The organism is Paenibacillus sp. IITD108 (genome assembly GCF_036541265.1).
Taxonomy (GTDB): domain Bacteria; phylum Bacillota; class Bacilli; order Paenibacillales; family Paenibacillaceae; genus Pristimantibacillus.
On sequence record NZ_JAZHCT010000022.1, the window covers coordinates 111,628 to 125,344 of the forward strand.

12 protein-coding genes are annotated in these 13,717 nt (G+C 43.1%); 4 read left to right on the forward strand and 8 right to left on the reverse strand.

Translation table 11 applies throughout. The features are described 5' to 3' along the window. Positions 1-52: 52 nt before the first annotated feature. Together V1L65_RS19015 and V1L65_RS19020 are read left to right on the forward strand one after the other, a co-directional pair. The gene (locus V1L65_RS19015) at positions 53-3,910 is read left to right on the forward strand and encodes a response regulator (protein WP_331700808.1); all 3,858 of its coding nucleotides are present in this window, start codon (positions 53-55) and stop codon (positions 3,908-3,910) included. A 98-nt stretch (positions 3,911-4,008) separates the two neighbouring features. Beyond that, complete coding sequence (locus tag V1L65_RS19020) at positions 4,009-4,725, forward strand: response regulator transcription factor (RefSeq protein WP_331700809.1); 717 nt, start codon at positions 4,009-4,011, stop codon at positions 4,723-4,725. Between the two features lie 86 nt (positions 4,726-4,811). On the opposite strand, the gene V1L65_RS19025 is transcribed toward V1L65_RS19020, so the two are convergent. From V1L65_RS19025 to mscL, 4 genes are all read right to left on the reverse strand, one after another. Next, positions 4,812-5,030, reverse strand: coding sequence for a hypothetical protein (locus V1L65_RS19025; protein WP_331700810.1), 219 nt, complete (start codon positions 5,028-5,030; stop codon positions 4,812-4,814). Between the two features lie 87 nt (positions 5,031-5,117). Further along, positions 5,118-5,762 (reverse strand): TraX family protein, encoded by a 645-nt coding sequence (locus tag V1L65_RS19030; RefSeq protein ID WP_331700811.1) that lies wholly within the window; start codon positions 5,760-5,762, stop codon positions 5,118-5,120. 81 nt (positions 5,763-5,843) lie between these two features. Further along, positions 5,844-6,740 (reverse strand): manganese catalase family protein, encoded by an 897-nt coding sequence (locus V1L65_RS19035; RefSeq protein ID WP_331700812.1) that lies wholly within the window; start codon positions 6,738-6,740, stop codon positions 5,844-5,846. Between the two features lie 572 nt (positions 6,741-7,312). Then, positions 7,313-7,777, reverse strand: a complete 465-nt coding sequence (mscL, locus tag V1L65_RS19040; RefSeq protein WP_442955706.1) for a large-conductance mechanosensitive channel protein MscL — start codon at positions 7,775-7,777, stop codon at positions 7,313-7,315. A 213-nt stretch (positions 7,778-7,990) separates the two neighbouring features. Between mscL and V1L65_RS19045 the strand changes: the two genes are divergently transcribed. Further along, entirely contained in the window at positions 7,991-9,781 is a 1,791-nt protein-coding gene (locus V1L65_RS19045) for an ATP-binding protein (RefSeq protein ID WP_331700813.1), read from the forward strand. Between the two features lie 46 nt (positions 9,782-9,827). On the opposite strand, the gene V1L65_RS19050 is transcribed toward V1L65_RS19045, so the two are convergent. The 3 genes from V1L65_RS19050 to V1L65_RS19060 all read right to left on the reverse strand — a co-directional run bounded on the left by V1L65_RS19050 (position 9,828) and on the right by V1L65_RS19060 (position 12,230). Next, complete coding sequence (locus tag V1L65_RS19050; RefSeq protein WP_331700814.1) at positions 9,828-10,076, reverse strand: hypothetical protein; 249 nt, start codon at positions 10,074-10,076, stop codon at positions 9,828-9,830. 373 nt (positions 10,077-10,449) lie between these two features. Further along, on the reverse strand, positions 10,450-11,055 hold the full coding sequence (locus V1L65_RS19055; protein WP_331700815.1) for a TVP38/TMEM64 family protein: 606 nt from the start codon (positions 11,053-11,055) through the stop codon (positions 10,450-10,452). 2 nt (positions 11,056-11,057) lie between these two features. Further along, on the reverse strand, positions 11,058-12,230 hold the full coding sequence (locus tag V1L65_RS19060) for an MFS transporter (protein WP_331700816.1): 1,173 nt from the start codon (positions 12,228-12,230) through the stop codon (positions 11,058-11,060). Positions 12,231-12,357: 127 nt separating this feature from the next. On the opposite strand from V1L65_RS19060, the gene V1L65_RS19065 reads away from it, so the two are divergent. Then, positions 12,358-12,915 (forward strand): hypothetical protein, encoded by a 558-nt coding sequence (locus V1L65_RS19065; protein WP_331700817.1) that lies wholly within the window; start codon positions 12,358-12,360, stop codon positions 12,913-12,915. A 96-nt stretch (positions 12,916-13,011) separates the two neighbouring features. Here V1L65_RS19065 and V1L65_RS19070 read toward each other — a convergent pair. Further along, the coding region (locus V1L65_RS19070; protein WP_331700818.1) for an exosporium glycoprotein BclB-related protein at positions 13,012-13,717 on the reverse strand (706 nt) is incomplete at its 5' end.

A 13,717-nucleotide genomic window follows, 5' to 3' on the forward strand; every position in this document is an offset into this window, starting at 1 on the left:
AGTGATGGAAATAGAACGAATGGTGGAGGAAGCGGTATAAGGAGGAATATGCATGTCACTTCGTACAAAAGGGTTACTTCTTATCGTCATTATTTCTCTCATTCCTCTTCTTATTGCGGGCTACGGGAATTATACTGCAGTCAAGCATACGATGCTGCAAACGGAGTATGACAAAATTGCAAGCCAGCTTGATATGCGCTCTAAGGAGCTCTCCGCTTGGATTTCGATCCGTCAGGCAGAATTATTGATAATGAGCCGAACGCGTCTCGTAAGATATGGAACGAGCGAGGAGCGAATCGCTTATTTCGAGCGGGAGCTGGCTCGAAGCGGATTTTCAGAAGCAGCACTCGGTTTTATTGATTCAAATGGAATGGCAGTACGCAGCGATGGCGCATCATTAAATTTAAGTGATGAGTCTTTTTTCCAGTTGGCTCTAAAGGGCGAAGCTATTATAACCGATCCCTATACATCAAAGCATTTTTTAAATTACGAAACGGTTATAGCGGTACCGGTCTTTGACCCCGAATCCTTTCAAAATGTCGGAGTGCTTTATGCAGCTATACCATTCACCTCATTGCTTCCTTACTTAAATATACCTGATCCGGGAACGCCGACAAGATTGTACAACCAGGACGGATTGGTGCTTTATTGCTCAGACATCAAAGAAGCTTCCTTATATAATATACAGGACAAGTCCTCCAAGTTTTATACAGCATCAGCGGAGATGCTATTGAATGACAGCGGAACTGCACTAGCAAAGTATGAGGGGAAGCGCGATCTTGTCTTTTATACCAAAGTTGCTGATACGCCATGGCGGCTTGCGCTTCAGGTGCCGGAATCAGCCTTCCAAACGAAGCTGAATCCAATCTTTTGGAGAATTATGCTTATGATCGTTTTATCGGAAGCAACGATTGTTTTATTGTTCCTTATTTATTTTGAAAGAATTATACATCGCTTGAAAAAGATTTTATCGGTAACGGAGCTAGCCGCTGGCGGAACTTTTCGAACGGAACGATTGAATGCGGTTCCAAGAGACGAAATAGGAATGCTGGCGCATTCTGTGAATGGGATGACAGAGCATTTGCAGGAAATGTTTGATAGGCTAAGCGCGATCATTAATCAGAACCAGTATCCGTTTATCGTTTTGGATGAAAATTATTATGTCACGTATATGAATAAGGCCGCAGAAGAAATGCTCGGCTATGAGCTTTATGAGCTGAAGGGAATTGCTACCCCGCTTGATTTTATTGCAGAGGATGAAATTAATAGAGAGGCACAGAAGCTTTCTATTAAGCTAGGCAAAGTAATAGAGCCGTCACTGGAGCTGTTTCAGGCGCTGCAAAACGAGCATGCCTCATATGAGAGAGAATGGTTTTTTATCCGGAAGGATGGGACTCGAATTCCAACTATTTTAAGCTCTAACGGCTTGCATGACCGATCCGGCCAACTAACAGGCATCGTCGGCATGCTTCAGGATATAACGGAGCGTAAAAAGACGGAAACCGTTCGCAACCGCCTGCTTGAAATATTGGAATCAGCAAAGGATCTCATTGCCTCGGTAGATATTAGAGGAGATATTGTCTACATTAACAAAGCAGGCAAAGAGCTGCTCGGTATTACGAGTGAAGGAGAGATGTCTGAGGGTACACTGGAGCAATTTGTGGATAACCAAATGTTTGAGGTGCTGCGCAGAGGAGGCGATTGGGCCAAGCGACACGGATTTTGGGAAAGTGACGCGGTGCTGAAAAGACTGGATGGGCAGGCCGTATATGTATCGATGATTGTCGTTACACATATCGATGAATTGACCGGCGAGATTTTTTTCTCTTGTGTAGCAAGAGATGTATCCGAGCAAAAGCTCGTACAGGAGGAGCTGCTTAGAGCAACCTTAAAGGCTGATGAGGCGAATCGGGCGAAAAGCCACTTTCTGGCCTTGATGAGTCATGAAATACGTACGCCGCTTAACGGCATTATCGGCTTGCTGCAGCTTATGAACAAAACAGAGCTTTCACAGGTTCAAAAGGAATATATGAATATGCTGGCCGTTTCCTCCGAAACCTTGCTGCATATTATTAATGACGTGCTTGATTTCTCGAAAATCGAGGCCGGCAAGGTTGAGCTTGACCGCTATCCTTTTCAACTGGATGTACTGCTGCAGCGTTTGACCAATCAATTAAGCGTATTTCTGGATGAAAAGGAAAACCTGGAGTTTATACTGGATGTCCCAAAACGGCTGCCGCTTATTCTTGTAGGAGATGCAGTCCGCTTAGAGCAGGTTCTGCTTAATTTATGTACGAATGCGATTAAATTTACATACAAGGGCAATGTGAGGCTTAAAGTGGAAGTGTTAGACCAGTCTGAGCAGTCAGCAGATATCCGTTTCCTTATTTCCGATACGGGAATTGGAATGAGCGAGGAACAGATGGACAAGCTGTTCAAGCCGTTTACTCAGGCAGACAGCTCCACCACGCGTAAGTTTGGAGGCACTGGTCTGGGGCTTGTTATTTCCAAAACATTTGTAGACCTGATGGGAGGGGAATTACAGGTTTCGAGCGAGGAGGGGATTGGCAGCACCTTTGAATTCGTACTTACCTTTGCTTCCAATGCTTTGCCGCTGGAGTCCGCTGCAGCTATAAGTATTGAAAACAAACAACGCTCAGTCTGGATTGTCGAGGATAATAAGCAAATGCGCGAGCAGCTACTGTCCGTCGTCGATTTTTTTGAAATGAAGGCGACTGAGTATTCAGCCTGGGAATATGCCTTGGAGCAGCTGCTTGATCAAAAGCAGCCATCGCCTGACATTATTATTTTTGATATGTCTATGTTTTCAGGCAATAAAATCGAGCATTGGCTGGAGCTGAAGCATGTAGCGGACAAGAAAGCTGTACGTACTGTAGCGATTACAACATCGTCGAATCAAAATGAACTGTTGCGCCTTGCGGAGCAGGATCAGCCCTATTGTATCGTAACGAGTCCGATTACGCGCATGAATTTATTCCGTGCAATGAATAAGGTTTTTGAAACAGAGAGCAATGATTTCGTCAAAGCTGCCCGTGAAACGGCCGCAGCGATAAGCAGCAGAATCCCATCTACTCCAAAAATATTGCTTGTTGAAGATAACAAAATCAATCAAATGGTTGCTATCGAAATGCTGCAGCAGGGGGGGTATGAGGTTGAGCTGGCTGAGAACGGGTCGATAGCTTTGCAGAAGTTTGTTGCTGACAGCTGGGATTTGGTGCTTATGGATATACATATGCCGGTTCTTGATGGGGTGGAAGCCGTTCGCGCTATAAGACAGGATTCCAAGTACGATCATATTCCTATTATTGCGATGACAGCCAATGCTGTTAAAAAAGATCATGAGTCTTATATCAGCGTAGGAATGAATGATGTCATTACAAAGCCGGTAAGAGCAGAGCGCTTATACAGTGTAATAGATTTTTGGCTAAAGGGCGGCCATATTTTGCAGCTGCGAGAAAGGGAAGTAAACGAATGGGCGGATAAAGGGGAAGAGGAAAAGAAGCGGGAGCAGGCAAAAGATGCTCATATGGAAGTTTGCGGAATGGATATTGCCAATGCATTGGAACGCATTAATGGCAAAAAAACGATTTTACTTCATATGATGCGGCAATTTTCTCTCGATTATTTTAGATTTTCTGAGCAGCTTAGCATGGAAATCAGCAATCAAAATGTTGATGTAGCGCTTCGTATGCTGCATACATTGCGAGGAGCCTCCGGTTACCTTTCGGCGATAGAGGTTTATCAATCCGCCAGTCGAATTTCAGAGCTGCTCAAGGAAAACGACCGCGGCAGCGATGCGGTTATCGAACGGGAACAGCAGCTGTTAAAAAATAATTTAAGCATGTTAATTAAAGGCATGGAAAAGTATTTAAAGGAGAATTGGGAATGAGCTAACAAATTTCTAACAAATAGTTGTTCATGTTCTTTTCCTCATGTATAGTTAAATTAATTAACTAAATGACTTCATGCCTGTGAAGGGTGACTTCTATGTATAAAATATTAGTGATCGAAGATGACATCATGATGTGTAATATGCTCGCTATGTATTTGTCCGAAGAGGGTTATCATGTTGCACAGGCTAATCAGGCGGAAGAAGGACTGGCGCTTGCTGAGCAGTTTATGCCGAATTTGATTTTATTGGATCTTATACTTCCTGATAAAAGCGGACTCGAGGTATGCTCTCAAATACGCATGCATTCGATGGTGCCTATTATGATTTTGTCTGCAAAAAGCGAGGTCTCGGAGCGTGTGCAGGCTCTTAGAGCCGGTGCTGACGATTATATGTGCAAGCCTTTCAGCATGCATGAGCTTACTGCTCGTATTGAAGCTTTATTACGGCGGTCGCAGGTGCATGTTCAGGATGAGTCAGCTGCAGATACGGCTCAGCAGGAGCATAATAAACGGCTTCAGCTGGATCATGAGCGGCGTGTTTTATTGGTGCAGGGCAAGGCAGTAGAAACAACCTTTTCGGAATATGAGCTGCTAAAGCTGTTCTTGTCGCATCCTGATAAAGTGTTCAGCAGAGAAGAACTGATCAATCAAATAAGAGGCTTTAATTCTTATGTTACAGACCGCTCAATAGATGTTCATATCGTGAATTTGAGGAAGAAGATTGAACCAAATCCTAAGGAACCGGTGTATTTGAGGACAGTATGGGGGTTTGGCTATAAATACACAAATGGAGCAGCAGAACCCGTCATTTAAATAAGAATGCAATTGAAATACAAAGGGACTGTCCGAAGGCCTATGGCCTAAGGCAGTCCCTTTGTCTGTTGCAAACCTAAAACTAGTTAGCTAACTTCCATATATAATTTTGTGCCGTCGTTGTATTGTAATATGGCAACTTCATGAATAACCTCAATGAAATGAATTCTTTTCCATTTTCTTCGGAATTCAAAGTTTAGTTCTAGGTCCTGCAGTTTATGATGAATTTGCTCAACCAGTGCGTTGTTGTCTTTATTACAGTAAACAGGAACAGAGCGGTTCTTAAATGTAATAATTTTCATCATTGCAGACACCTCCATTAGTCTTTCATCTACAATAACATAAACTATTTAGCCGCTTATGAAACAATTGTCAGATTCATATGATCTTTACTAATACTTTTCTAACAATTGTACAGCAAAAAGCACAAGCATATGAGCAGGATAGAAGCTAAGCCATAGCCAGCGAGGTATGCGGATTTTGTCTATTTGTTTCAGCAGCAGAGGGAAGTACACGATCAGCACGGTTGCAAGGAAGCTGTATACCTGCACGAACCAGCCATTAATAAACAAGCCGATAATTATATTAAGGGCGATATGCAGCCACAGCATATGCGCCGGCCGGGCATAGCGGTATATAAGCACAAGCAGCAAGCCGTACATGCCGTAGTCAAAAGCAATGAATTCCATAAAAAAAATAGCGATACAAACAACAAACATCTGTATGAACAAAGCTGAACGGAAATGGTCAATAATGCGAATCGTAAACAGAGCCGCCAGCAAGGTTGCAACGGCGTTTAAATGGTAAGTATGAAATAACAGTGAAAAAGGAATTTGCGAGATAAGCGCCAGTACAGCAAGTCTAGCTGTATATCTTGTAATATTGCGCGTTCTCCCATAGCCAAGAACGAGCAAATAGGCATAGAGAGGAAAGGCAATCCTTCCCACCACGCGGAAATAGGAGTCTTCTGGAAAAAAAGCAGCACCAATATGATCAATCAGCATCGTAAGCATAGCAATGAATTGTATGACAATCACCTCGTAAGGCGTTTCTTCTTGGTAGTATTATAGCATGCTCCTTGCTGGGATTAATAATAAATCCGGAACAATGAAAAATAACTACAGTCCGGCATTTTTTTGCAGTCTTCTGGCAATCTCCATAAAATCCTCTTGTGATATGCCGGGTGCGAATTCCTCCGGAGAGGAAGGCAAGTCAAACATAGGCGCACCTTCGGGAACACCTTGAATGACCTCAAGCGGCAAGCCGTTCAAAGGGTTTTGTCCGTTCCAAATCAGTGCAATATCTTTATAGTCATTAGGACTGAAGGTATATAGCTTATTTCCTAAGCCCATCGCTTCAAATTTTCGGGCTGTTTCAAAATGCTCATTGCTTAAATCCGGTATAGGAATAAGACGCTTCACATCCACTCCAGTTGCAACTTCAAGCGCTTTGGCATACGCCAAAACATGAACTCCCCCTCTTACAAGCAAATAACCGATCATCTCTCGTGCGGTTGGATGATCGGTCATTTCGTATACTCGCATTTTATGTGTGCGCGCCCCGCACTCAAGAAAAAAGTTATGGAGCAAGTCCAAAACCAAATTGCCGCTGCTGAATACATTGTCTCCGGTCCAGGCTCTGCCCATAGAATCGCCTGGCAGCGAGGTTTGGGCTGTACTAATAAAAAAGTAGCTGTTACGTTTGTTCAAGCCTTCATGAAGCGGGGTGGAATCTGGCTGTCCGGCACTGGTTGTACCAGTTAACACCATATTTATAGCTGCTGATACGAGTTCAACATGACCAAGCTCCTCTGCAGTTATGCTAGCAACTAAGTCATAGAAAGGTTTTAGCTTTTTCTTCTCTCGGAAATTGAAAGATTGAAATAAGTAATTGTTCAGCGTGGACATCTCACCGTATTTTCCGCCTAGCAGCTCTTGTACAGCTGCTGCAGCGTTGGCATCAGCGTAGGGAGATGCAGGCAGCTCAATCTGAAGTCGATTCAAGCGTTGAAACAAATAAAAAACCTCCCATCGTAATTGATGCTTTAGTGTATGCCGTGGGAAGAAAAACCATGCTGACTTAATTTGTATAAATTTGTATCACCGTTTATAAAAACCTGTTTGTTTGTACCATCCAAAAATAGAAAGACTGCATATAATAGAACAGCTAGATATGAGAGGGGGGATAATATGAGTAGAGTGTTGAACTCCCGTTTCAATAGGCACGAGTCTGCGGTTGCTGCTACTCAAAGATCTGGCAGGGAGCTGGGTTCTTTCTTTAGAAAGCTAACAAATCGCCGTGTTGCTAGAGAATTCAATAGAGCCGTTCGCTGCCGTGATGCAAGATTCATTGAGCAATTGCTAGGCAGACATTGCCGTGTAGTCCGATTTTTCTGCTGCAACGGATTTAGCTGTGTAACGATTAGATGCGTCTTCGGCCGTTTTGCTTCCAATGTTACAACAGTAGAGATTTGCGTTCGCAATGAGAGATTCTGTGACGGATTTTAAAAAAAAGGAATGCGGCAGCGTTAAGCTGTGCATTCCTTTTTCAAATTATTAGACTTTATAAGTTTTCACGTAATAAGCTGTCAGCCTGCTTGCTTGGAGCCTTCCAGCTCGGATGTGCAGTACTTGCAGCGGGTAGCTTTAATAGGGACTTGAGAGAGACAGCGCGGACATTCTTTCTCAGTCGGATCAGTCGGCTTTTCTTCTTTTTTATGGCTGTTGCGAAGGAAGTTAATACCTTTTACCAGCATAAAAATACAAAATGCAACAATAATAAAGTCTAGCATAACATTAATAAACTGCCCGTAATTAATAGCAGCAGCAGTCGCTAAAGCATCTTTGTCCATATTGGACGTATCTACCAAATAATATTTAAGATCTTTAAAATTCACTTCGCCTAGTAATCTGCCAATTGGCGGCATAATAATATCATTAACAAGGGAGGTAACAATTTTTCCAAATGCACCGCCGATAATGACACCGACTGCCAGATCGATGACATTGCCTTTAACAGCAAATTCTTTGAACTCTTTTAATATTTTTTTCATAGCCAATACCTCCACGATTCTATCATTCACAGTATTACCTGTTAACAATCTCACTATTCATGACATTCTAGCCTATGTAGTCTATTAAACACCTTATTTGCAATAGTTTAAAACCAATCCTTACAAAATGCAACATATTGAATCGACATGAAAAGGATTTTATGGAAATTTGTCGAACTTTCTAATATGTTTATACATTCGAGGAGGCACAGAATGAGTTGGGACATGCTGCTGGAGCCAATCGTTTTGCTGACGGTTGCTTTAGGTGTAATGATCTATACATCTTATACAATGTTTACAATGGTAGACTATTACAAAATGCATAGAAGCAAGCCGCTCCTGTTTATTTTAATTGGCGCAGCTTTCGTATATTCAGTTGGGCAATGGACGACCGGTATGGCAATAGAAATGACAGTCTCACCACATACCTATCTATTTGTCGATAAAGAATCAATTCTGCTGCATGGCTTTGTTGTATCCAGTGCGGCAATCGCAACACTTATATGGAAAAAAAAGCTTCGGTCGAGATATATGTTAAGTGCTGGCCTGTTCATGCTGGGCATAGCAGTACCCCTTGTACATATCTTGTATTTTGACGATTCCATTAACCATTCTTCGTTTTATATCCATCTTATTTTTATTTTTTTAATTTGCGGTGCAGGTGTTATAGGTGCCTTTTATTGGTTCAGACAGAAGCTTATTCCGTTTTATCGCTTGAAGGCAGGCATTATTTTGGCTGCAACTGTCACAGCCAGCAGCTTCTTGGTCATGCTCGCTATAAGGCAAGGGCGGCAGGTCATCTCCTTTAATTATCCTAATAATATAATTCAATTGCTTAAATTGCTTGTCCTGTTTTTTGTTGTCACAATGTTTAGTATGGCTTTGCAATGGTGGCTTTCCAAGAAGACGATTTTGGAATCCTACCATAAGTATAAACTGCTTGTCGAACAATTTTCAGATACTACAGCACTAATTAAAGATGACCGGTGGGAGTATATTAACCCGTCAGGGCTCCGGCTGTTCCAAGCCTATCATGAGCGGGATTTAATAGGGAAATCGATTTATGCGCTCATTGATCCGCGCGATCATGAACGATTTTCACAATGGCTCAGCCTGGCATACATGCAGCAAACTGAGCCGATCGAGCTCAGATGGAAAACCTTTGAGGGAGAGCAGCGCCATACTGAAGTAACATTGCTTATGTGCACAGAGGCGGGGAATGCTTACCAGCAAATATGGATTAAAGATATTATGAAGCAGAAGAAGGAAGAGGAGAGAAGATTATCTGCGGCCAAGCTTTCAGCTACAAAGCATATGGCAGCGTGCATCGCTCATGAAATTAGAAATCCGCTTACTTCAATTAAAGGGTTTTTGCATTTAATTATGAATGGAAGACTCAGCAAAAAAACATATTACACCGTTATGAAACAGGAACTGCTGGATATCGAGTCCATTATTAATAATATGCTGATGCTGGTCAAGCCTCAAACAACGGATTATAAATTGCTGGATATATCGAAGCTGGTGAATGAAGAGATAGCAGGCTTGGAGCAGCTGCTTACGTCTACCTCAGTGCAGATTCAATGCAGAATGGATACTCCGCCCTTGCTCGTTCGAGGGGTTGAGCAGCAGCTGCGCATCGTATTTCATAATTTATTGAAAAATGCAACGCAAGCTACACAAGAAGGCGGTACCGTTTACATACAGCTTTATTTGAACAGTATGGATGAGATTGTTATTGTCATTAAAGATGAAGGCGAAGGCATTACGGAGGAGCAGCTGGCTCGTATCGGTCAAGCATATTTTACGACCAAGGAGCAGGGCACTGGCATCGAGCTGATGGTGTCCTATACGATTATCGATCATCATGGCGGAAGAATTAGCGCGGATAGCAAGAAAGGCTTCGGTACGACATATACAATATGGCTGCCGAAAAACAAGCAGGCGACTGGAGCGATCGGAGTGCTGAGCGCGCATGCCGAATTAATTGCAGATAAGCCGTAAGTGCACTCGCTAGGCTGAGACTGCTGACTGCTGAGAATATAACAGGTTATACTGTTTTGATGGCGTGACTCAGTAGGATGTCGATTAATTGTGGATAGGGCAATAAGCAATCGAAAGGGATGTTACTACGATCAAGTTTGGGATTCCGACCGCTGTTGTAGTCCAATTTTTTTGATGAAATAACCCCTCCCTGCATAGGATAAAATTGGTCTACAAAGGCGGACGCTACCGCTTCTCCATTCCCAATCTTGCTCTTCGTTCCCCTTTCTTTTTGCTTGCCAATCGTTGCCCGCAATTAATCGACACCCTCCTCAGTTCCGTTAGCGTTTACCGCACGGGTACAGAGCTAGGTATCAACCATCACATACTTGTTGCCCTTTCTACAAGGAATCGACAACTTCGATCAATGGTCAGTCGTTCCGCTATTTGGCCCAAAATCGCAGTTTTGAGGAGGTAAAGTGACAGACGTTCCGCTATTGGTCAATAAATCGAAGAATAAGTCCCATTTAGAGCCGGATAGCGGAATGTGTGTCCGCGTAATTTAAAAAAGGGCGGTTTTTAGGCAAATAACGGAACGTGTGACCACGTCCATTCATTGTGAAGCCCAAACTTGATCGCAGTGCCACCTCTGTTGCTTATTTAAGGATGATCATCATACTAGAAGCCAGTTAGTTCAACTGGTAACGTGATTCCAATTTCTTGCCGCCATACCATAGTACAACAATAGTAATCGTAATAACGACAAACCGCCAAGGCTGCTGCATGGCATGGGAAATATCGAAGCTAATAAGAGAAATGATCAGAATCATGACAGCTTTTCCAAGTACAGTTGCAAGGAAAAAAGTATGAAAGGGAACTCGGCTTAGGCCGGCGACAACCGTAATAACAACAGACGGTGTAAAGGGAAAGCTGGACAGCAAAAATAACGGCGAGAAGCCTTTCCTATCGATCCAGTTAAAAAAGCGCTCTGACTTTGGATATTTTTTTTCAATACGAGCTTTTACATTTTTTCCGAAATAGCGGCAAATTAAAAATAACACTACTTTTCCGGCCGTTACACCTACCCAGGATAAAAGGAATCCAACGCCCAAACCGTAAATGTTTACATTCGCTGCAATAATAACGATGAGCGGAAGAAAAGGCAGGAACGCTTCCACAAAAGGCAAGAGAATGCCTGGGAGAGGGCCGTATTCTGAAAGACGCTCCAATGTTTGCTGCATTTGCTCCAAATCCAAATTTTTGAGCTTATCTATCCAATCGTGCAATTGACTCATTACTAATCCCCGTTCTTGTAGATAATTGCGTAGAAGATCCCGATTATTGCAAATAATATGGCGCTTGTCCAAATAACAGAAATCGAGCCATTCCAAAGTGCGATGAAGCCCCCCGCAACAGGTCCAATCATGACCCCTACGCCTTCGAAGGCGGAAAGCATTCCCCAGCCCAAACCTTCTTGCTTGGGCGGCACATAAGAAGCCAGCAAGGCATTCCATGTAGGTAGAATTGCGGAATAGGCAATTCCTAAGCCTATGGCAATAAATAAACAATACCAAAATGATAAGCCCCATGCCAATACATAAAGACAAATTGCAAATGCGCTAAATCCAATTCCTAGAAACCAGCGTTTGCCGCCTAGCCGGTCTGCAAGCTTGCCCATCGGTATTAATCCGATAACGGCACAAGCTCCGCCAGCTGTTAGCAGGATGGAGTATTGTATACCTGAAAGGCCCAGGTTGTCTTGGGCAAAGGCAGGCAGAATAGGCAGCAGCATGCTGGCGCCGAGCGTCTGTAAAATCATGCCCGGCAGCAATAGACGCATCTGCGAGATTTGCTGCTTCAAAACTTGGAACTGCTTCCCTAATGGAACAGGTGTAGCGCTGGCTGCTGCTTCTTTTTTCATAAATGGCGTAAGAATACACGCAAGTAAAGATAATCCAACAAGCAGCTGATAGGCAAACGGCGTGCTATAATCTAATATGACATTGCAAACGATAGGTCCGCTGCCGAGGCCGACAAGCCATATCGTGTATAACACGCCCATTTGCGTCGCACGATGCTCCTCTGTTACTTTAGTAAGACACACGATCCAAAGAGGAGACATGCCGACACCGTAAATCGCAGCTGCACCTATAAACATCCATGGCAAATCGGCGAATTGCAAAGTATATATTCCGATGAGAGAAAGAATGAAGCCAACGAGGACCACTAATCTTCCTGAGAAACGATCCAACAAATAGCCTATGACCATCTTGAGCACAGTATCGACAATATAATGAGCCGAAATAGCTATGCCAATAATATCAGACGATAAGCCTAATGTTTTTGTTCCATAAATCGGCAATAAACTAACCAGCACTGCGCCACGAACAAATTCTACTATAAATAATATGACTGAGACGAGCTTCATTTCAGCTCCAAACCAGGCTTTGGCTGTGGTTGATGTGTGCACGATATAACTCCTTTATATGTAAGTTATTATCATTATTAATGTTTGTAAGGTAAAATATCCAGTTTGTGATGAAATTAAATGATTCATTTGTTAAATATTGTACGAAAAAACTGCTGGGAGGTTTCAGATGAAGACATTGAAACGGTTGTTTGCTTGGCTAATGATAATACTATTAGTGGCAGTTATTATAACAGTAAGCTTAATTATTTACATCAGACCTTCGGATAATCTCGACCTTAATTATTCCAACATATCAATTGCGGATAAAATATTGGAAAATGTACAAAAGCGCAGCTTAGATATAGAACTCACACAAAGAGAGGTAAATAATCTTATTAAAAAAAATTTGATACCGGAATATTCCGAGGACATAACGATTAAAGGCGCTGATTTTCAGCTGCGTGATGGAGGAATTATAGCACTTTTGCATATAAAATATAGAGGCGTGGTAGATGCACAAATAGTGGCTGATTATGACTTGACTTGGAATAAACCGAACTTACAGCTGGTGCCTGTTTCTTTGGCTATGAAAAAGATTAAGCTGCCTGTGCAATTATTGGAGCCAATAAATGTACCTATTGAATTGCCCGCTGATGACATTGTCAGTATAAAGACAATGAATGTGACAACTGAGAGCGTCAAGCTAAAGCTGGGACTTAATCGCCTTGATTGGTTAGGTAGGTAATAGGCTGGAGCGATATAGAAAGGGCGTGCCCGAAGTCATTTATTAATGATTTGGGTACGCCCTTCCGTTATTAATTTCGTTTAACTATCACAACTCTTACTCAATCACTAGTCCTGCGCTTGCATAGCCTGCAGTTGTCTGAAGGACAGCAATGCCTGCAGTTTCTGCAGATACTACTAACAGCAAGCGAGTTCCTGCAGTGACAGGTATATTAAGCCCAGTTGTAATACCTCTAGCCGCAGTACCAATAGCAAGTATGCCTGTTAGTGAAGGAGCTAGTGTTACTGTCGCGCCAGGTACAGGAGAGAATATATTGTCCGTACCGGTTGATTGATACATAGTTGCAGTTAGAGTAACTGAACCAGTTAAGAGGGAAAGAGCGGCAGTAATGCTAAAGTATGCTGCCATGCCAGTAATGACGCCATCACGCGGCATGCTGTAAGCGAAGTTTAGCAGTGTACCGGCAGCCCCGGTCAAGTCGATTTCTTGGCCTACAAGCAATGCTGTAGTTCCACTATTGCCAAAGCCTATCAACCCGACGTTTCCAGCAAGTCCAGATACAAGACTTGTTAATGCAACAGGCAGTCCGGATGAGAATGGAATTAGAGCGCCTGGTCCAGGTTCGCCAGTAGGCCCTGTAGGCCCTGTAGGTCCTGTAGGTCCAATATCGCCAGTCGCACCAGTGGCACCAGTAGCTCCATCAGCACCCGTAGCACCAGTAGCTCCGTCGGCTCCAGTAGCACCAGTCGCTCCATCGGCACCCGTCGCACCAGTCGCTCCGTCGGCTCCAGTAGCACCAGTA